15 protein-coding genes and 1 pseudogene are annotated in these 20477 nt (G+C 45.3%); 6 read left to right on the top strand and 10 right to left on the bottom strand.

What is annotated here, in order from left to right:
- A pseudogene (locus M1L23_RS00830) lies at positions 1–434 on the top strand (IS256 family transposase); the annotation flags it as partial.
- Positions 435–698: 264 nt separating this feature from the next.
- Here the strand turns inward: M1L23_RS00830 and M1L23_RS00835 are convergent.
- From M1L23_RS00835 to M1L23_RS00865, 6 genes are all read right to left on the bottom strand, one after another.
- Positions 699–2900, bottom strand: coding sequence for a TonB-dependent receptor domain-containing protein (locus M1L23_RS00835; RefSeq protein ID WP_252625065.1), 2202 nt, complete (start codon positions 2898–2900; stop codon positions 699–701).
- 14 nt (positions 2901–2914) lie between these two features.
- Complete coding sequence (locus M1L23_RS00840) at positions 2915–4996, bottom strand: cytochrome D1 domain-containing protein (RefSeq protein WP_274707205.1); 2082 nt, start codon at positions 4994–4996, stop codon at positions 2915–2917.
- A gap of 125 nt (positions 4997–5121) precedes the next feature.
- The gene (locus tag M1L23_RS00850) at positions 5122–6078 is read right to left on the bottom strand and encodes a hypothetical protein (protein ID WP_252625066.1); all 957 of its coding nucleotides are present in this window, start codon (positions 6076–6078) and stop codon (positions 5122–5124) included.
- Positions 6078–6464 (bottom strand): PadR family transcriptional regulator, encoded by a 387-nt coding sequence (locus M1L23_RS00855; protein WP_252625067.1) that lies wholly within the window; start codon positions 6462–6464, stop codon positions 6078–6080. Before M1L23_RS00855 ends, M1L23_RS00850 begins: the two co-directional genes overlap by 1 nt.
- A 575-nt stretch (positions 6465–7039) precedes the next feature.
- Positions 7040–8395, bottom strand: coding sequence for a magnesium transporter (gene mgtE / locus M1L23_RS00860; protein WP_252625068.1), 1356 nt, complete (start codon positions 8393–8395; stop codon positions 7040–7042).
- Between the two features lie 17 nt (positions 8396–8412).
- Positions 8413–9093, bottom strand: a complete 681-nt coding sequence (locus M1L23_RS00865; RefSeq protein WP_252625069.1) for a hypothetical protein — start codon at positions 9091–9093, stop codon at positions 8413–8415.
- Between the two features lie 377 nt (positions 9094–9470).
- Here M1L23_RS00865 and M1L23_RS00870 point away from each other — a divergent pair, with 377 nt between their 5' ends.
- The 4 genes from M1L23_RS00870 to M1L23_RS00885 all read left to right on the top strand — a co-directional run bounded on the left by M1L23_RS00870 (position 9471) and on the right by M1L23_RS00885 (position 14109).
- Positions 9471–9740, top strand: a complete 270-nt coding sequence (locus M1L23_RS00870; protein ID WP_252625070.1) for a hypothetical protein — start codon at positions 9471–9473, stop codon at positions 9738–9740.
- On the top strand, positions 9737–10714 hold the full coding sequence (locus M1L23_RS00875; protein ID WP_252625071.1) for a c-type cytochrome: 978 nt from the start codon (positions 9737–9739) through the stop codon (positions 10712–10714). The genes M1L23_RS00870 and M1L23_RS00875 overlap by 4 nt, the downstream gene beginning before the upstream one ends.
- A complete protein-coding gene (locus M1L23_RS00880; protein ID WP_252625072.1) occupies positions 10711–12381 on the top strand; it encodes a cbb3-type cytochrome c oxidase subunit I in 1671 nt (556 codons plus the stop codon). Before M1L23_RS00875 ends, M1L23_RS00880 begins: the two co-directional genes overlap by 4 nt.
- Positions 12382–12546: 165 nt before the next feature.
- Positions 12547–14109, top strand: coding sequence for a sensor domain-containing diguanylate cyclase (locus M1L23_RS00885; protein ID WP_252625073.1), 1563 nt, complete (start codon positions 12547–12549; stop codon positions 14107–14109).
- A 2-nt stretch (positions 14110–14111) separates the two neighbouring features.
- On the opposite strand, the gene zapE is transcribed toward M1L23_RS00885, so the two are convergent.
- Positions 14112–15254 carry a cell division protein ZapE gene (zapE, locus tag M1L23_RS00890; RefSeq protein WP_252625075.1) on the bottom strand — a complete coding sequence of 381 codons (1143 nt, stop codon included), beginning with the start codon at positions 15252–15254 and terminating at the stop codon, positions 14112–14114.
- Positions 15255–15433: 179 nt separating this feature from the next.
- Between zapE and M1L23_RS00895 the strand changes: the two genes are divergently transcribed.
- A complete protein-coding gene (locus M1L23_RS00895) occupies positions 15434–16930 on the top strand; it encodes an MDR family MFS transporter (protein ID WP_252625077.1) in 1497 nt (498 codons plus the stop codon).
- Here M1L23_RS00895 and M1L23_RS00900 read toward each other — a convergent pair.
- From M1L23_RS00900 to M1L23_RS00910, 3 genes are all read right to left on the bottom strand, one after another.
- The gene (locus M1L23_RS00900; RefSeq protein WP_338021824.1) at positions 16927–18141 is read right to left on the bottom strand and encodes a multidrug effflux MFS transporter; all 1215 of its coding nucleotides are present in this window, start codon (positions 18139–18141) and stop codon (positions 16927–16929) included. The two genes, M1L23_RS00895 and M1L23_RS00900, sit on opposite strands and share 4 nt — an antisense overlap.
- Positions 18142–18250: 109 nt before the next feature.
- Positions 18251–19000, bottom strand: coding sequence for an outer membrane protein OmpK (locus M1L23_RS00905; protein ID WP_252625081.1), 750 nt, complete (start codon positions 18998–19000; stop codon positions 18251–18253).
- Positions 19001–19003: 3 nt separating this feature from the next.
- Complete coding sequence (locus tag M1L23_RS00910; protein ID WP_252625084.1) at positions 19004–20287, bottom strand: GGDEF domain-containing protein; 1284 nt, start codon at positions 20285–20287, stop codon at positions 19004–19006.
- Between the last annotated feature and the right edge of the window lie 190 nt (positions 20288–20477).

Consider the following 20477-nt stretch of genomic DNA (forward strand, 5'->3'; position numbering starts at 1 on the left):
ATTCTGGTGTTGTACAGAATAAGTCAGTGTACCTAGCGCTTGGCATCAACACTGACGGTGAAAAAGAGCTGCTCGGGCTGTGGATGGCTCAAACTGAAGGCGCTAAATTCTGGCTATCGGTAATGAACGAGCTGAAAAACCGTGGTGTAGACGATATCTTCATTGCCTGTTGCGATGGCCTTAAAGGCTTCCCAGAAGCCATTGAGGCGGTTTACCCGAAGACTCAAGTGCAACTGTGCATTGTGCACCAAATTCGCCACTCTCTGCGGTACGTAAACTGGAAACAGCGCAAGACTATTGCCGCTGATTTAAAACTCATTTATGGCGCGGCTACTCGCGCTGAAGCCGAGCAGGCACTAGAAAATTTCGCCTCGACATGGGACTCTGAGCATCCCACCATCAGCCGCTCATGGCGGGCNACCCATACGCAACTGGAAGCCAGCGATGGCACAGTTCGAGATTATATATCAGGATCGGATTTAACAGTGAAACCAGCCATTTACACAAAATCTTTTACAGTCTCAAAGATCCACTTTAACTGTAGTGGCATACCTATTTTTTTAGAATTAACGTAACAACTACAACATTTATATCGGGTATTTATCTATACGATCTGATGTCTTATCGCAACGGCATCGCCTACGGTGCGAATAGATTCACCCCGTACACTGGAAACGTCAAGCCCCGTCTAACTGTTCTTAAAACCGCGCGCTAATACCCAGCGCTACACTTCTACCTGGCTCGGCTAACAAGGGAATGTTTGGATCTGTTTCGTTCAGATCAATCACACTACTATTACGCCAGTAAGCTTTGTTAGCTAAATTATATAGGCCAACATTAATGTGCATGCGATCGGTTACATACCAGCGGCTAATAAGGTCGAAGCTGGCATAGCCGGGGGTAGCAAACAATGTGGCACCGTCGGCTGCTAACAGCTGTTGCTGTGCTTTGGCAACATTGGCTATGAACCGTGTTTCCCAAGCCATGGAGGGGCTAAAATAGGCCAATTCTATATTAGCGCTAGCAGGAGAAACGGAGCTTAAAGGTTGTCCCGTTTCATGGTCTTTGCTTTTTAACCATGACAGCTTTAACTGCGTATCTACATTCGCATGCAGGGAATGCTTGAAACGAAGTTCGCTACCTTTAATGGTGACTCGGTCGCGATTAATAGACTGAAATAATGATTCGCCTGTTTCAGGATTTCGCCCTAAAGGTGCACGGCTTTGAATGAAGTTTTTGTACTTGTTATAAAAAACAACCGCTTCAATGCTGGTAGAAGCGTGCCGCCACCGAAGTCCTGTTTCAAAGGTTTGCCCTGTTTCCGACTTTAAATCGGGATTAGAAATGGCCCGCACATTAAATTGCGGATAGTACAAACCTATATTCACGTCTGAAAAAGGCGGCGCTCGATGCCCTTTAGCATATTGAGCAAACCATTCGGCTTGGCTGCCTAAGGGCATAAGTAAGCCAAGCTTAGGTAACCAAGAATTGGTGGTTAAGGCCGTTTGCTCCGCATTTGGGAAGCGTTCATCAAACAATTGGTCGGCTTGTGGCGAAAGTTCATAATGCTCAAAACGTATTCCCGGGCTAATAACCAAGCCCCCCCGCCATAGTTCAATTTCATTGTGCAAATAAACGCTTGCTTCATTTATTTTAGTTTTGGGGAAATCACGCAGGGGAAATTGTTCACCAAGCAATACTTTATTATATTGTTGCGTAGCTAAATTAAGCTCTTCTCCATCACGTAAGTCGTTTACTTGGCTGGTTATCCATTCAAAACCATAACCAATTCGCTGACGTAAGTTAAACAGCTGCCCCTGCGACTCAAAGTCTGCGCTGACACCAATAGCTCGGTGGTTATAATTGAATGCGCGCCAGATATGAACTGGCTTAGCCGCGGCAAGCCGCTCTTCATAGGTGTCTTGTTGAGTATCGGTTTGCTGCAACCAAGTGCGCACGGTGCCACGGTTAATAAAGCCGAAGCTTGGCACATTCCAATCAAGCACGGCACGCTTTTGCTTTACTTCATCGTTGCCAAAAAGTCCGGTAGTTGTGCCTAACCTGCCAGTGCCTAATATAGCCTGTATGTCGGTTTCATAGGCTTCAAACAATTCGTTCAAGGTCAGCCGAATGTCGCCATAGTCGCTATGATAAGTGGTTCTTAACAACCACGATTTACTGTCACTTTCTTGTCGATCAATGGGTTGGGCCTTGCTTAAGCCCGCGACACTGGTTTCTTGTTTTTGTTGGTAGACACCTGCCAACAGTGTTGAAAAACGCCCAGCACGAAATGCATGTGCCACATTTGTCACATAACGTTCACTGTCACTGTTATAAGTAAATTGAATTCGGCTAGGGGTATCTTCTTGGCGTAATAGGTCGTCGACATTTAAGAGTTGAATAGCAGCAACGCCGCCCAAAGCTTTGCTGCCATATAAGGTAGACGCAGGGCCGCGGAGGAATTCAATATTGCTCACTAAACCAAGCTCAAGTAATCCGCGACCTGCGTTGCTGTAGCTGCCCACTGAAAAACTATCGGGAACAGGTATGTTATCCACCACAGTGACGCTGCGGTTACCACCTATACCCCGAATACGAAAGCTGCCATAACCAAAACGACTGCTGGCTTTGTCCACTTCAATACCCGGTTGATAACGTGCAATATCGGCGATATCTAACATGATGTATCGATGCAGCTCTTCCTCATCGATAACCGTTACCGTCCCTGCTATTGCCGATAATGCTCTGGGTTGTCGGTGAGCCACCACCGTGATCACTTCAACCCATTCTTGTTCAGCGGTTATTGTTTCGCTGTTTTCATGCTCTAAAGTAAAAGCGTGCGCTGTAGCCAGCGCACAATAACTTAGTACTACTGCACTTGGCAGCCAAGTATATTTCATTATAAACCCGTAAATTAATATATTTCATTACGCGTATTATAGTTATTAAACTTACCCGTTGGGGTAATAATTTTCGGGTCTTTAATCACATGTTTTAAGGTACGGGTTTTATCGTCAACTATAACAATGGCAGACTGTTCATTCATGCCGCTCCAAACGGAAAACCAAACTTCGTCACCTGCTTGGTTATATTCCGGCTGAACAATCCGTTTAGGGCCTGGCCCTAAGTCGGCCCATTCAGCTATGGGAAGTATTTTATAGCCTGCTTCTAAATTATTAATGTCAAACACAGCCACTGACTGGCTCTTAGACTCTTCTGGATGTAAGGGAGTATCAACCCATAAATTCACTGATTTAGGATGCGTTTTTACAAACAGTGAGCCACCACCTTGACCTTCAAGTATGCGTACCACTTTAAAGGCATGCTCAGGGTGTTTTTCTGGGTCGGTGCCTATTAAGGTAATGTTGGCATTACCCAAGGCACTTGTGGCCCAAACTGGCCCATATACCGGATCAACAAAGTTCGCTCCGCGGCCAGGGTGAGGAATACGCTCTACGGGTATTAATGCCGACAAGGTTCTTTTAAGTGAGTCTACTACTGCAATACGGTCACTTTCATTAGCCGCTGTTAAGAAGTAGCGACCAGAACTGTCCCAGCCACCATCGTGTAAATATGGCGCTGCTGAAATAGTCGTTTCAACCAAGTTGTCGATATCAGCGTAGTTCACCAATTTAATCAACCCTGTTTCTTTTATGTTTACAATAAACTCAGGGTGCATGTGTGACCCAACAATAGCGGCTACTCTCGGCTCTGGATGGTATTCTTGGGTGTCTACTGTCATACCACGCGTGGACACTATTCTTTTTGGCTCTAAAGTTAGGCCGTCCATTAATACATAATGTGGTGGCCAATAGGCGCCTGCAATAGCTATTTGGTCTTCATAACCTTTATAACGTGAGTTTTCGACCGAGCGTGCTTCTAGGCCAATTTTTATCGTTGCCACTACATCTGGTTTTTCTAAAAACAGGTCAATTAGGTCAATTTTTCCATCGCGGCCTATTGTAGTAAAATAGCGACCTGAACTAGACGCCCGTGAAATATGCACCGCATAACCTGTAGAAACATAGTTCAGTACTTTTTTACTGTCACCATCAATAATTGCCACTTCACCCGCATCGCGTAGTGTTACGGCAAACATGTTATCGATATTGTAATTATGCTGTGGACGAGTTGGCCGGTCTTCCGGCTTAATTAACACTGTCCAAGTATTCATCATGTCTGCCATACCCCATTCAGGCGGTGTTGGCGGCTCGTGTTGCAGAAAGCGAGCCATAATGTCTACTTGGTCATCGGTTAGTTCACCGGAAGTACCCCAGTTTGGCATACCACCTGGCGAGCCAAACTTAATCAGTGCCTTTAAATAATCAGTGCCTTTTTGTTGGGTAATATCGGTAGTTAATGGTAGCCCTGTGGCACCTTTACGCAGCACTCCATGACAACCTGCACAACGCTGAAAATAGGTTTCTTGCGCGTAGGAAAATTCATCTTCTGTTAACGACGGTGCCCCCGGAGAAATAACCTGCCGAGCGGTTTGAATTGGCGAGCCACCGCCTTGGTAATTAACTTCGGCAGCTGTTGCTCCTGCGTGTGGCTGGCCTGCGGCTCGGTCTTCTTTGCCTGATCCAGTGCGAATGTTAGTTACATCGTTAGTAGTAACAGAGCCATAGCTATTGCCCCAGGAACTTAAAACATAATTAGCAATACCAGCAATAACATCGTCACTTAAATACTGCATTGGCGGCATAATTGAATTGTAGGCCACTCCATTCACTTCAATGGGCCCGCGTTTACCGTTTATAATGGTGTCAATGACATATATAGGATTACCAGCTAGGTTCGGGTTTTGTGCTAATGGCGGAAACGCACCAGGCAACCCCCTACCTGTAGCTTGGTGGCACGCTTGACAGTGTGCCGTATAGTTTTTTTGTCCTTCCGCCGTATTTGCTTGTACCGAGCTACTAAATATAAGTGGACTTAAAGTAACTGCATAAAATAAAAGTCCATAAAACGATCGGTGTTTTAACGCTTTTCTCATGGCCTACCCCTTAGTTTAATGGCTTACATAAACCAAAATAATTCACAAGCTATTATGCTACTGGCACTAATAATATAATGAGTTGTAAACTAACTAACTATATCTCTAAGTGGGCATGTCTATACTTAATGGGTATAGCTTAGTTTTCGCAAACGCCATATATCACGCACCACCTCCCAAATAGTAATGATGGCAATAACAACAAATACTATCATTGCAGTACGTTCTATTTGCAGCAAAGTAAATACTTTCTGTAATGAAAATGCAGACTCTTGCAATAGGGGCGTTATTGTCGCAATAAATACCGCTAGGGCTGCAAAAAACGAATTTACCACCACATTCATTATCAATCGGGTTTTATTCCACAGACGGCTACGTAGTTGCCAAAGAGAACTGCCAATGCCAAACATAATAACTGGCGTACTCCATTGTAAAATAAGCATTAATTGGTCGCTCAGGAGCAAATTAATACTGGCCAGCTGCTCGGTCGGCATAAACTGCGGGTACCAAATAACCACCAACAAAAATATATAAGTGGCTAAGTCTGTAAATATGTCCTGTAACTTAATATGCTGCCAAGTTTGCCCTGCCGCAGGTAATTGTTCCGGTAGCCAGTTTTTGGTATTACAGCTTTTCGGCTCGGGCTGCTTCCGAGATATCAACCAATAACTTAGTGTAATCGCGGTAAAGGCAAAATACGCATCTTCCATAAAGCCGCGGGCAAGGTTAAATAAATAACCCACTAAACCCATGTTAGCACTGCCTAACCATGCCATAGAGCTAGTAATAACCTGTAGCACAAATAGCACACCTAATACCATAAACAGGGTATTTATATAAAGACTCATATAAGCCGAGCTAATTAACGGCAGCGGTGGCACAAACTGCTGCGCCACGGTGCGCGGATGGCCCAGTTGCTTTAATACTACAGACACTGCACTGGCTGTTAGCTCGCCTTGCTGTGCACTCATCGAATCGAGCTGGTCCATAATATTGGCATTTAGCTCGCGGCCAATTTCTTCACGCTTTTGTTCTGGCAGTTCACGCTGTACTGCCGCAATATATCGTTTTACAAGTTCCATTATGGGTTCCCCTCTGGCTTATTTGAGGCTTCTGAAAAATTGTTTATGTCGTCAACTAAGTCACCTAACACATTCGTCAGTGCGCCATTTAGCTGCTGCCATTCTTTGATCAGCGGTGTTAGTAGTGCTGTGCCTAAAGTGGAAAGCTGATAATAACGACGCTCTCGGCCTTCACTTTGTTGCCATTCACTATCGAGCAAACCTTGGTCGGCTAAACGGCGAATAAGCGGGTACAAGGTTCCTTCGTCAATATCAATACCGCCCTGCTGAAGCTGTTGGCGTAATGAATAGCCATAATGCGGCTGTTTTAGCGACCCTAATACCGCCAGTACTAGCACGCCGCGGCGCAGTTCTAAGCGCATTTTGTCTAATTGTGCTGTTGTCATTTCATTGCCCTTATACTATGCGCGTAAGTGTTTTTTCAGCTTTCTAGCGAGTAAATGCCACTCGGCAACCTAAAACGCTGAATATTAGAAACAAAAACGCCCGCATGGGCGGGCGTTGTAATTAACCAGTTACTGAAAAATAAGTTGCCGCAATTTATCAACCCATCGAGCCATAACCTCGTAGCCTGTATTTCATATCCGTATTAAGCATTAGCTAGTTACAAGCGCAGGCTTTCTTGCCATTTTCAAGAAGCCATTCGGTATAATTTCCCTGCTGACAACTGTTTTTTATTCGTAAACATTCTGACGAGTTGCGGGAGTATTCTTGGCCCGTAATCGCCCTTAATACCTTATCGGCTGTGCGTTCTGAAAAACTTTGCGAAGTGCAGCCTGATATAAGTATTAGCACCAAAATTGATATGTACTTCATTTATGCTCCCTCATTTAGAATCCCTCAATTATTTTAGTAAGTACTTTTTATGCCCCCGCTTAATGCTTATGCTTGAAAAAGGCCTTGTGTGATCGACATACATTTAGAGTTCTATTTACCGATAAAGTTTTTGCATAACCTAAATTTATCCAGCCACTGGTAAATCAAGCAGCCAAGTAGCAATACTAAAATAAATAATAACGCCAGCACCGTCGGCAATGGAAGTAATAAGCGGCGCACTCGCCGACGCTGGGTCCATATTAAAACGGCTTAGTACAAAGGGTAACGACATACCAATAACACTACCTACAATAACGATTATTTGCATGGTTAATGCCACTACAATGGCTATTTCCATGCCTCCGCGCCATACACCAAGTACCGATACTGCTGCCGCCATAGTTAAACCAAGTAAACCCGCAACAATAAACTCGCGGCCAAGCATGCTGGCCCAGTCTTTTAAATGTACTTCACCGGTACCTAACGCGCGTACCATAAGTGTTGCCGACTGCGAGCCAGCGTTACCGCCACTGTCTACCAATAAGGGCAAAAAGAACACTAATGCTATATAGGCCGATATGGTGTCTTCAAAATATGCTATTCCAGCCCCGGAAAATATATTACCGAACACTAATAACACCAGCCAAAACACTCGTTTTTGATATAACATTCGAATACTGGCTTCTTTTATATTCCCTACCAAACTACCCACAGCACCGGTTTTATGGAAGTCTTCACTGGCTTCTTCCGCGGCAATGTCCATGGCATCGTCGTGGGTAATAATGCCGAGCATTTTGCCGTCGTTATTAACCACCGGCAAAGCAATTAAATCGTATTTTGAAATAAGTTGAGCGGCTATTTCTGGTGGCGCTTCAGCACGAACTGAAATAGGCTTTTTGGTCATTAAGTCGGTAACTTTAGCGCTGGATTCGGCAACAATTAGGTCGCGTAATGAAATAGTACCTATTAATTGATTGGTATCATTCACAATATACGCTTGATAAATAATTTCTTTATCGGCTGCTGTTTCTTGCAACAATGCAATCGCTTGCACCGCCGTTAAGGCTGCGCCCAGTTGCACATAATCAGAGGTCATGACCGAGCCCGCTTCATTTTCTTTATATGAAGCTAAACGCCAAATGTCTTCCCGTTCAGCTAAGGCTATTTGCGACATCACAATCGACTGTTCTGCTGGCGTTAGGGTATTAAACAAGTCGGCCCGCTCGTCGGGCAGCATATTCAAAAACAATTCAACAAAAGGCTCGGAAGTCATGGCCGAGGCAACTTCCGACTGCTTCGCAAGCGTTAAATGGCTGAATATTTTCACCCGTTCGTTAATACCCATCAACTGCAATAGGTCACACACTTCATGGGCGCTAAATTCAGCTATGGCAGCACCAATGTCGGCACGATGATGCTGTGTTAGTAAACTACTCATTACTATCTGGTCTGCACTATTAAGTAGTTGCCGTAAAACTGTGTGTAAGTCATTTCCGTTCATAAACCAAAGCCCTCCACTTAACGTACGCTGAAATAATATACAAAGCCTGCAGAAACAAAGCTTTCACGGCCCTTTTCATGAAACTTATTACCGTAGCTTACATCGAGCTGTAAGCGATTAGGTTGCACTTCAATGAAGTAACCTAATTGATAATATGACCGCCCCGCCGCTTCTCGAAATAGCTCGGCAAAAACCCATTGCGACTGAACCAGTTGCCATTGCGCGGCCATGCTACTAGTCCAATTGTCTTGCGCCTGTGGGTGCAGCAAACGCCCCGCGTTAACGTGTATTAGCAGTTGATCGTCGAACCAGCTTTTAGTTAAAGCAAAATTAAAATGGGTGTCACCAGCCAAAGAGCTACCAGCGAAAAACTCATGCCCTACTTCTACAGTAAGACCATAATGGTTGGGTTCGAGGGGTTTAAGTTCGGTTTTTGCTGAAAATGCGTACTGGGTAGGTTCGCTATGGCCTGTTTTAGCTGCGCCTAACGACCATTCTACGCCTGCGATATTACAGGCAGGAAGCAGCCAAAATGCTGGCTCACCGTTTTCCCGCTGCCACCAGCTTTCCACTTGACAGTGATCAACAATAGTCGCGTCGTCGGTAACCAATGGGCGTGCCGCGTGGGCATTATTTCCAAGTAAACAAGCAACAACTGCTACCAGTACACCAATTAATACAACACAATAATTTCGCATATACCCTGCTACGTTTACTTTTAAAACACCCTTACTTTATTAAAGCCTTACACTTTACAAGGCTTTTGTTCATAAGCCTTAGCATATTAAAGTGCGCTATAAATTTGTCTAATTTGGCTTGCAAAGCACGTGGTACTAACAAATAAAGAAGAGATACCTCAATAGTAATATAAGCTTAACTGGCAAGCCAATTAAACCGCTTCTGCTGGTGCTTTTGCCCTCATTGTCGTTTTATTTACATAAGTATATGGCGCTACCGCTATTTTTTACTTCATTGCTAAATTCCGCTTTGTACACTATTTAAACGTTATTACAAAGATAATGCAGTTCCTTGTAAGAACATGATCCATGTCATTTTCATAAACGAGGGCCACATAATGCAACGGTTAACCGATTTTATTATCGCTTTCCTTTCCTCTGGGGCAGCGGTGTTGCTTTCACTACCATTTTGGCGCGACAACGAATATTTTGCCGAGTCTGACCTGTATTGGCAGATATATTTTATTCTTGGCTTTATTTTGGGCGTGTACGTTATTTATGTCTTCATTGGCAGTCTACGCATGCTGTTTATTCATGCTAACGACGAAGCGCAAGCCGCCCAATGCCAAGACCATCAATGTCAAAATAAGCAGGAGGGTGAGTCATGACTTGCACAACGTCCGACGACAAAAGCTGTGAAACACCACGCCGCCATGGGGCTTTATGGGTGTTAAGCCTGATGGTAGTTATTTTCGTACTACTTTCTTACTTTTCTTTTATTGATGAACGCGGCCAAGTTGTACCAGACCAAATTAGCTATAAAAGCTTTTCAGCAGATGAAGGCAAGCGAATTTTTCAAGCCTATAACTGCATGGGTTGTCACACTATTGTAGGTAACGGTGCTTATTTTGCGCCCGACTTAACAGAACAATATAAGTATACGGGCCCGGCATGGTTAGAAGCCTTTTTACCAGCCGCGGCAAGTTGGCCAACCGCAGCTGCTGTGCGCGTTCATTTAGCCACCCCAGAACAACTAGCACTTGCTGGTGTTAGCTCGTTTGAAGAGTACCTAGAAAAATATCCAGGGGCAGCTGAGCGCATAGACCGGCGCGCGGGCAAAATATCGCACATGCCTAACCTTGCATTTCGAGAGGGTGAAGTAGCGAAGTTGATTGCCTTTATGAAATACAGTTCAGCAATGAATAAAGAAGGCTGGCCGCCTGAAGTAAGAACCGGCAGTTTAGAAAACCGTTTAGCCCTTGCCTACGGCCCTGCCGTACTGCCTATGGCCGCAGCTGTTACCAGCGTGGCAGCTACTACCAATACAACCAACTTAGTGGCCTTGGGTGAACGCCTTACGGCTGAATATGGCTGCAATGCTTGCCATGCTACCGACACCAGCAGACGCATTGGCCCTGGCTGGGGTGATTTATTTAACAGCATGGTTGAATTAGCCGACGGCAGCACAGTTAAGGCCGACAAAACCTATTTAACTGAAGCTATTTTAAACCCGAATACCCAGCTAGTTGCAGGCTACCCTGCAGGGTTAATGCCCGCTTATAACAACCTAATAAAACCAGATGAGCTCGAAGCCATGGTGGCTTATTTAGCTTCATTATCTAATGTGGGGAACGAGCTATGAAAATCACTTATGAATCGCAACGGTTAAGCCTACGTTTCTTTTTGTTAATGCTTATTTTATTTGCTGGCCAAGTGGCCTACGGAATGCTGCTAGCAGTACAACAAGTTGATCCAACTATACTTGCTGGCACGTTAAGCTTTAACGTGGTGCGGGCGTCTCACTTAAGTCTTGGTATTTTATGGATTATTTGTGGCTTTATTGGTGCCACTGTGTTTGTTGCACCGCTGCTTTCAAAGCGTGAAATAGCTTCGCAGTGGTTGGTTAAGTTACTTTTTTACGCCCTTATTATTCTCGCAATTTGGAATATAAGTACGCAAACATTGGCCATGCAAGGTATTGCGGGTTGGTGGAAAGGCCAACCTTGGCTGCAAAATGGATTGGAATACCTTGAAGGAGGCCGTGTTTTCGGTATTGGGGTACTGGTGGGTTTTCTCATTTTCGCTTTTGTTGTATTGCGTACCTTCCCGAACTTTAGAAAGTGGAACGAAATTCATTGGGGACTTGGGCTAGGAATTAGTGCCTTAGCTGTTGTTTGGGTGTTTGGTCTTTTTTATATATCAAGAATAGATCTACAAGAATACTTCCGCTGGTATGTGGTGCATTACTGGGTGGAAGGCGTGTGGGAGGTTATTCACATAAGTTTAGTGGGTGTGTTAATTGTCATTATGTTTAAAGCCTCGGTACGAGCCGTAGGCTTTGCAGTGTTCTGGGGAATTTCATTTGTTTGGCTGTCCGGCTTAATTGGTAATGCGCACCACTATTTCTGGATAGGAACCCCTGAGTTTTGGCAGTTTTGGGGTTCGTTCTTTAGTGCTCTAGAACCATTACCCCTAATATTTTGTTTCTGGCATATTTATTTAGACGCCCATGTAAATAAACGCCCATTAGACAACGCCCCTGCTTTTTACTTCTTACTTGGCTCCACCATATTAGAGCTGGTAGGTGCTGGTATTTTAGGCTTTACCATGACCTTTGCTCTCACTAACGCTTGGTCGCACGGCACTTGGATTACTGCCGGCCATGGCCATTTAGCGTTATTTGGCACCTTCGGCATGCTGGGTATAGGGGCGGCCTATTGGGCGGTTGCCGCTATTCGTAATGTGCCCGACTTCGACCAACGCATTGGTCGTTTCGGCTTCTGGCTACTATTTATTGGTATGCTCGGCATGGCCATGAGTTTTGCTTTTGGTGGTGTTGCTCATTCATTTGTGGCGCGGGTGCTCGGCTTAGAATGGACCAGCGGTGACATTGGCCCTGCTATGTCAACGTTTAAGCTAATTTTACCCATATTTGGTTTTGTCTTTACCGTGGGTGCTTTGGTTATTGTGTACGACCTACTCACCCTTGGTACGCATAAAGCGCAGCCTTTCGAAGTGCCTAGTGCTACCGGCTGGCGTAAAGCAATGACAGGCTTTGAAGCAGGCACTTGGTTGCTATTCATGTGCTTTTTTGGCTTAGTGATTACCTTTGGTTTGCTAGCATTTAACTTACCGATAGTCCGCGAAGAAGGCGACCCTACCTTGCCGTACCTGTTGTCTGCCGTTGGCTATACGGGCCTGTTTGCCGCTACCATAGCTTTTGTAGCTCGCTTTACGGCCTCATTAGATTCACGCTTACGCACCACATACCCTGAAATTGCCACTCCCGACTTGGCAGTAGAAACCTAATAACCCAAGGCCAAGGACGGCCTTTAAATAACTGTACTAAAGTTAAACTTTTAACTCCCTTAATTGGCATAATTACTGTTATACTTAAAGCTAATCATTTAAATCGCTAGCTATGGCATTGCGTGAATTTCTTGCTTAAACGTACGACAGGATTATTGATCTCTCATGTTTTATCGCTGGCTAAAAAAACAAAAGGTTCGTAGCCTTATTCTTTCCCTTGGGGTTGCCAGTGTATTCATTACTTTAGGCAACAGCTTTTATGCCTCTTACGAAGTACAACGCGACCTCTTAATAGAAAACACCCTTGAAGCGAACAGGGTTTATGCCGCAAAGTTAGCTGACGTGGCCAATGCATTTATTAAAACCAGCCAAAGCCACCTTGCTTATAGTGCTGCTTTACTAAGTGCGCACATGAACAACCCCGAGCTACTAAATAGCGAAACCCTTCGTTTACATACCCAGTCGAATCAATTTAACTCCGTTGTAATAGTTAATACAGAAGGGGTTATTATTAGCTCGTCGCCACGCGCTATGGCTCTTGACGGCTTAAAAATTTCGACTGAAAATGCGCGGCAATCGCTAAATGCCAAGCGGCTTTTGGTTGCCAACCCTTTTGTTTCCCCCGCGGGTAACTACCTTGTTAGTTTGTCGCAGCCAATTTTTTCTCCCCATGGCGATTATTTGGGCTACATTAGTGCTGCCATTTATTTAGAACAAGACAATATTCTCAGGTCATTACTCGCTACCCACGACTACAAAGATGGCTCTTACTTGTATGTTGTTGATCGCAACCGAACCTTAATTTATCACCCCAATGCCGAGCGTATTGGCGAAGTAGTTACCATTAATAAGGCCGTGAACCAAGTTGTTCAGGGCATAGAAGGCACGCAGACCATTTTCAACTCAAAAGGCATCGAAATGCTGGCTGGGTTTGCCCCCGTAACTCAAGCAGGTTGGGGCGTAGTGGCACAGCGGCCACTAGAAGCAACCCTAGCACCACTCAATGGCCATATTAGTCGTATCGTTATTAAAAGCTTGCCTCTAGTGTTGGTTACTTTGCTCGGTATTTGGTTTGCTAGCACCTTAATTGCCCGGCCACTGCGGCACCTTGCTAAAAAAACCAGCCCTATTGATCCTGCACCTGTTCAAAACATGAACCATGTTCAGGCTTGGTATTATGAAGCTCAGCAACTTAAACAAGCCATTATGAACAGCATGGACGTGCTTAACGAGCGCATAACACAACTACATAGTGACAGCCAAACCGACCCTATGACAGGCTTACTCAACCGGCGTGGTATGCAACAGGTACTTGAACAACACGCAGCAAACAACATACCTTTTGCTGTACTTATGCTCGACATTGATCACTTCAAACAAATTAACGACACTTACGGCCATGATATGGGCGATAAAATAATTTGTTTGTTTGCCAACATACTCAAGGAATTTGAACGCCCAAACGACGCTTTATGCCGAAGTGGTGGTGAAGAATTTATAGCTTTACTACCTCATACCACACAGCAGCAAGCGTTCGAACTTGCAGAACAATTTCGCACCCATTTTAGCCAATATAAAATGCCAACCAACGTACAAGTTACCGTGTCCATAGGCGTGGCATATTGGCCCGGCTTACCTATGCCAATTCACAAAGTGCTAAAGAAAGTAGACGAAGCCCTATACCAAGCTAAACAAGAAGGCCGAGATAGAACTGTACAAGTTAATTAGAACTACTGGCTTGGTTTGAAACGCTGTAACTGCATTTCTTGCAAGCGGCTTAAGGTACGTTGAAATGGGAAGGACAATGCCCCTTCCGTATACAATTCTGTAAGTGCTACGGCCGCATTTATATATAAGGGCACATTGCGGTCGTAACACTCGTCTACTAAAGCAATAAAGCGGCGCACACCGTCGTCGTGCCGTGACAATAAGGGTAGCACTCGGTCGCCCGCCACCACCTGCACAACGCCGTCTTCGGTACCCCTAGCAATAGCGTTTCCTTGTGCCGCTGCCGTTAACTTAGGCACTTGATCAAGCAGGATATAGTTAAATTGATCACAAAGCTCAATAAAGTCTGCCGCGGCTAGCGGTTGCTCGCACAAGTCATGGTAATTACACCATAAAATATGTTCTGTGCGCTTAATAACTGCAATATTGCGGTGGCCTAATACTAACTGTTGAGGCCTATTTGCTTGTTCCCCTACTTGTTCGGTAAGGCTATTAAATACCTGCTTTAGTGCATTTGGCTGCTGCACCCAATAACGCTGGTAAGCCTTGCCGGGGTGTAATCGGTGGTCTTGGCCACCGTCAACATTAATAACTTGCAAATGTTGCTTTAGCGCTGCTATAGCGGGTAGCAGCCGTTCACGGTTAAAGCCGTTTTCATAAAGTTCGTCGGGGTGTTGGTTCGACGTGGCCACCAATACTAAACCCTGCACAAATAGCTCTTGTAACAAGCCGCTGATCAAAATAGCGTCGCCTATATCGCTTACAAACAGCTCATCGAAACAAAGCACGCGCACTTCGTTGGCCAATTCTTGGGCTAATAGGCTAAGTGGGTTTTCTTGGCCGGTCAGTTGAAATAAACGTTGGTGCACCCAGCGCATAAAGTGGTGAAAGTGCTGCCGCCGAGCCGGAATAGTTAAGCTGGCATAAAAGCGGTCCATTAGCCAGGTTTTGCCGCGCCCTACCGGGCCATATAAATAAACGCCCTGGGGCATGCCGGTATTATTTTCGAGCTGCTGATAGCAGTGCTCAAGGCTTGCTACTGCGGCGTGCTGAGCGGCATCGGTTTGAAAGCCATGAGCCAACGCTTGTTCATAGGCTTGCGCTGGGCTTAAGGCTTTTATTAATGTTGAATGGGACTTTAGCAAGGATTAGGTACCACTAAAACGTAGGCAACATGAATTATGGCTATAACCATACTACAGCTAATGAACATAAAGCCACTTTAACCTTGGCCAACTTTCTTTAGCCAAGCCCAATGCTTAATAGCGCCTGTATGTGTTAAATTAACCTTTTAAAGCTTACCCTGCCTGCTGTTGGAGCATTTGTGACAAACACCCCTGTACCTGCGAATCGCCGCCCATGGATTCTCGCCGCCCTTATGCTGTTTATGATGCTTGCGGCTATGGACGTTACCATTGTTTCCACTGCAGTGCCGCAAGTAGTGGCCGACTTAGGCGACTTCTCAATGTTTACCTGGGTGTTTTCTATATATTTGCTGGCCCAAACCGTTACCATTCCAGTATATGGCAAATTAGCCGACATTTATGGTCGCAAACCCATATTATTAATCGGTAGCGTTATTTTCTTAGCCTCGTCGGCGGCAGCCGCAGCAGCTTGGAACATGCACTCGCTTATTTTTTTTCGTGGCTTACAAGGGTTAGGTGCTGGGGCCATGATGGCCACCATTAACACCTTAGCAGGCGACTTATATTCCCTGCGCGAACGGGCCAAAATTCAAGGTTTTCTTTCCAGTGTGTGGGGTATTGCCGCTATTGCTGGGCCCATGCTTGGCGGAACCTTTACTGAGTATGTGTCGTGGCGCTGGATTTTTCTAGTGAACGTGCCTATTGGTGCCGTAGCTATACTGCTTTTAGTGCTATTTCTACATGAAAAGGTTGAGCCTAAACAACACCAGGTTGATTACCTTGGCTCGGCCGCTATTTTAGCCGCCGTAAGTACTCTTATTTTAGCCTTGTTGGAAGGTGGCCAAGCTTGGCCCTGGTTGTCAAAGCTAAGTTTCATTGTCTTTGCGCTAGCGGCGGTACTAACGGCCTTCGCCATATGGACCCAACGCCGGGCCGCAGAACCCATTATGCCCGTATGGCTATGGCGCCATCGCTCTCTTGCTGGGGCTAACCTTGCTATGATTGGCATGGGCTTTATTGTAATGGGTCCGGTAGCCTATTTACCCACGTTTGCTCAGTCCGTATACGGCTTAAATGCCATTGCCGCTGGCCTAGTACTGGCCGCTATGAGCTTAAGCTGGCCAACGGCTTCTGCCCTTTCTGGGCGGCTTTATTTACGCATAGGCTTTCGCAACACTGCTTTAATTGGCAGCGTGCTTATTTGCTTGGCTGCCGCACTATTTCTGGCCTTACCTTACCAAGCCCCAATTTGGACGGTAGCGGCCATTCAAGTGGTGATCGGCGCCGGCTTTGGCTTAATGTCTACGTCAATGTTGGTGGGTGCACAATCATCTGTCGACTGGGGCCGCCGTGGCGTGGTTACAGGGGCCAATATGTTTGCTCGGTTTCTTGGTCAAAGCTTAGGTGTTGCTGTGTTTGGTGTTATTTTCAATGCTAGCTTAACAAGCCGTTTAGCCAAGCCCCCAACAGAGCTTGGCACACATTTACCCACCAATATGGACACGGCCATAACCGCATTACAGAACTCTCAATTAGGTATCGACGCAGAAAGCTATTTACGCCACACGGTGTTTGCGGCCACTCACGACCTGTACACCGGCTTGCTAGTAATGGCGTTAATTACTTTTGCTATTGTACTAAGTAGTCCTAAACACTTTGGCGATGCCCGCGGCTAAACAGCTTTCTTATCGGCAAAGTGTTTGCCAAACAAGCAAAACACCAACGTACACGAACCAAGTACGGCAAAAGAAAGTGGCAAGTTAAGTAACGACGGGGTTAACAAGCTAACCGCAAAGGCCAGCACCCCGCCAATGGTAAACTGCATAACCCCTAGCAACGCCGAAGCAATACCGGCATTTTTCTGCACCGTTGCCATGGTGTTCGCAAACAAGTTGCCAGTAATAAACCCGGTGGTACCAATACTCATCGCTAGCAATAACGCATAGCTCCATAAGGCCACTTGCCCTAGTTGAATAAGCAGTGAAAGCCCAAGCCCACACGCCACAAAAGCAACTAAGCCAACATACAATAAAGTGCTCGCACTGTAGCGTTTTAATAAGCGCATATTTACTTGGCTCATGGCTATCATAGTGGCAGCATTGGCGGCAAACAAGAAACTAAACTGGCTAGGTGTTAGGCCAAAATTATCAATAAAGGCAAAGGGTGCCGAACTTACATAAATAAATATAAAGCCAAAAGTAGCGCCAATAGCTAATGTATAAAAGAAAAAGCTTGGTTGAATAAACTGCCGAGCATAGCCATGAATAATACTTAAAAACGACAACGGGGTGCGCTGCTGAACACTTAGGGTTTCGGGTAAATAACGCATGGTTAGCAATAAACTAATAAGCCCAATGGCGGCCATAACCCAAAATATTACCTGCCAGTCAGCATAAATAAGCACCAAGCCCCCAATCATTGGGGCTAAAATAGGCGCCAGCATCATTACCTGGCCTAAAATAGAGAAAATTCGCGCCGACTCTTGAGTATCGCAGGTGTCCGAAACTACCGCCCGCCCAGCAACTGAACCAGCACTGGCTCCTACCGCTTGAATAAAACGTGCCGCTAGCAACGCTTCAAAACTATTGCTTAAGGCAGCAGCAATTGAGCCAATAACAAATAAACCAAGCCCCGCTAATAAAGGTAAACGGCGACCATAACGGTCGAGTAATGGCCCATAAATTGCCTGACCAACCCCTAAGCCAAGTAAAAATATGGTCAGCGTTTGTTGCACTTGGCCAGCAGTAATGTCAAGCCGTGCGCCCATGGTTGGAAACGCCGGCAAATACATATCAATTGCAGCTGCAACCAATGCACTAAGCGACGCTAATAAAATTATAATCGGAAACCCTAACGAGTTTTTAGTAGTCGAGGTGGTAATAACAATATTCCTTAACGGCTAGCACTCAGGAACGGTGTTACTGAGGCAAGAATGAGGGTCGCAATATTACTCTTTTGGGCTAAGTTGCTCAAGAGCTGCTACCCCTGCGCAACAACTAGAAATGTGCTTTTAATAGCAAATTCATGTTCGACTCGTGGGTACGTAACATTGCACTGTCGGCTATACCGAATTTATTGTGCCAATACACGTACTCCACACCAAGGTAAATAGGGTTCTTTACCCCTAACAGCGGATGTATGCCCCACTTTAACTGCGCACTCATGCCTAAACTTGCACGTTGCCCACTGGTTGTATTGGTCCAGTCAAAAAAACCGTCGAATAAAAACGGTTGCTCAGCGAGTTCAAATGGTACTGCCCAAACACCGGTTAATTGCCAGTTATCGGCCGCATGGTCGTTATTACGGCGATAGCCATTTAGTTGCAAAAACTGAAAGCCAGGAGCCTTGAAGTCAATTCCTAGCCCATACAAAAAGTTGGTTTGAAATTCTGACATTTCAATTGTGGTACTAATCAATACATCGGTAATGAAACCATATTGAAATGTGCTTGAAGCCATTTTCGAAAGGCTAAACCGTGGCGACCATTCCGCATAGTTACTGCGCTCGCCACTGGCTTCTCGCATGTGATCTAGAAAAAAGAAGCTGTCACCCCAGCTGGTAGCCGCCGCATGTTCGAAGGTAAATACCTGCTGATGCGGGCTGCCCAACCGATAGTTGTTCCCTTTTAAATACGTCGCACTAAAGTCGTGCCACAATACTTCTGCCTGTGCGTTAGCTGTAGCCAAGGCAAAACCTGCCAGTGTTATAGCGTGAATAACACAACTACGGTGATTGGTTATTTTCATTCTTTAGGTTTCTCGATAAAACTGTACTAAGTTACCACCCGCATGCTTCGCTTTATACAGCTGCTCATCGGCCCTGCGAATAGCTTCTTCGGGTGTGTCGCTCGCAAAAACTGGCGCAACCCCAAAGCTCATACTAAGCTGAGACCTATTATGACGACTGTAAATATGGGTAATATTTAAAAGATAAATGTCGGCAAGAATACTTTGAATGGTGGTTATTTGTATATCTTTATTTGTAATTGGTAAAATAATGGCAAGCTCTTCACCCCCATAGCGATACACTCTTCCCTGAAATTTTTTACTTAGCAATTTAGATATTTTTTGTAAAGCAACATCACCAGCCTCATGACCATAATTGTCGTTATACAATTTAAAGTCGTCTATGTCGCCAAGTACTAACCAAGTGGTTTTCCCTTCTGCGATGGCTGCTGCTAAATCACGGTCAAAGGAGCGTCTATTCATTAACGCTGTTAGTCCGTCTAAATGTGCTAAGCGATCGAGCAATTTGTTAGCTTCAGCTAACTCTGCCGTTCGGTTAGCAACTTCAAGCTCAAGTTGTTCCTGAGCCCGAATAAAGCGCCCAGCCACCGTACGAAATGCTTGTAATACTAAGCCTACTTCACCGCGTGATTTTATTTTCTTAGCACTTTCGCTAACCACGTCTTTATAGTTTTTTGCATCAATCATCGACGCCACATTAGCCATATAGCGTAGCGGGGTAGATACGTCGCGATTAATTAACCAGTAAACGATGCCCAGCGTAATCAGCACTAATAATAGGGCTCCTAGGGAAAACTGAATGGGCAACATTAATGCCTGTTTGCGTATTTGGCTTGTTGGGTAAGAGGTCACGTACCACCAGCGCGCACTAGCTATGTGGTTAACGATCAGTACCCGACCGTCAACTAGGTTCGTTACTACATTTTTATTTATGAGCAAATTATTGTCACGTAAGGCTTCAAACAGGCGTGAGGCAGCTAAGTCGTTATAGGTGCTTGCAGAGCCAGGCTCGGGCGTACCTATGGCTTCTAAGGAAATATTCGAGGCGCCAACCAGGCCTTCCCAGGTTGGCCCTAGTTCATTAAGGGTGTATTGGGCAGCTAATGTGCGTAGTTTAAGCTCGTCACTAATTGGGCTTGTTCTCGGCCCCACAAATGCGGTCATGCCATGAAAGTAACTTTCAAAAAACGACTTGCCGTGAAAAAAGTCTGCTTTAAGCCGCAATACGCCTGGCGATGTTTCCTCATACCAACTGTCAAAACGCGCTACCCATTCCGGGTGTTGCATAAATATTTTATAACGCTGTAGAAACTCGGCACTAAGGTTATCGGCATTACGCTCTACATGATCAAGAAATAGCTGGGTACGCCCAACTCGGCTTTCAATGTCATGCTGTAAACTCTCAATAATTGATGTTTTTGAGCCCGTGTAGGTAAAGTAGAAGTTAATCGCTCAACTGAGGGCTATAACTTATTAA

Source organism: Aliidiomarina quisquiliarum (assembly GCF_023922585.1).
In the GTDB taxonomy this organism is placed as follows: Bacteria; Pseudomonadota; Gammaproteobacteria; order Enterobacterales; family Alteromonadaceae; genus Aliidiomarina; species Aliidiomarina quisquiliarum.

Bases quoted from the DNA above. Each gene is read 5' to 3' on its own strand.
- M1L23_RS00885 (WP_252625073.1), top strand. From the start codon at position 12,547: ATGTTTTATCGCTGGCTAAAAAAACAAAAGGTTCGTAGCCTTATTCTT.
- mgtE (WP_252625068.1), bottom strand. From the start codon at position 8,395: ATGAACGGAAATGACTTACACACAGTTTTACGGCAACTACTTAATAGT.
- M1L23_RS00840 (WP_274707205.1), bottom strand. From the start codon at position 4,996: ATGAGAAAAGCGTTAAAACACCGATCGTTTTATGGACTTTTATTTTAT.
- M1L23_RS00905 (WP_252625081.1), bottom strand. From the start codon at position 19,000: ATGAAAATAACCAATCACCGTAGTTGTGTTATTCACGCTATAACACTG.
- M1L23_RS00880 (WP_252625072.1), top strand. From the start codon at position 10,711: ATGAAAATCACTTATGAATCGCAACGGTTAAGCCTACGTTTCTTTTTG.
- M1L23_RS00855 (WP_252625067.1), bottom strand. From the start codon at position 6,464: ATGACAACAGCACAATTAGACAAAATGCGCTTAGAACTGCGCCGCGGC.
- M1L23_RS00870 (WP_252625070.1), top strand. From the start codon at position 9,471: ATGCAACGGTTAACCGATTTTATTATCGCTTTCCTTTCCTCTGGGGCA.
- M1L23_RS00910 (WP_252625084.1), bottom strand. From the start codon at position 20,287: ATGCAACACCCGGAATGGGTAGCGCGTTTTGACAGTTGGTATGAGGAA.
- M1L23_RS00835 (WP_252625065.1), bottom strand. From the start codon at position 2,900: ATGAAATATACTTGGCTGCCAAGTGCAGTAGTACTAAGTTATTGTGCG.
- M1L23_RS00875 (WP_252625071.1), top strand. From the start codon at position 9,737: ATGACTTGCACAACGTCCGACGACAAAAGCTGTGAAACACCACGCCGC.
- M1L23_RS00865 (WP_252625069.1), bottom strand. From the start codon at position 9,093: ATGCGAAATTATTGTGTTGTATTAATTGGTGTACTGGTAGCAGTTGTT.
- M1L23_RS00850 (WP_252625066.1), bottom strand. From the start codon at position 6,078: ATGGAACTTGTAAAACGATATATTGCGGCAGTACAGCGTGAACTGCCA.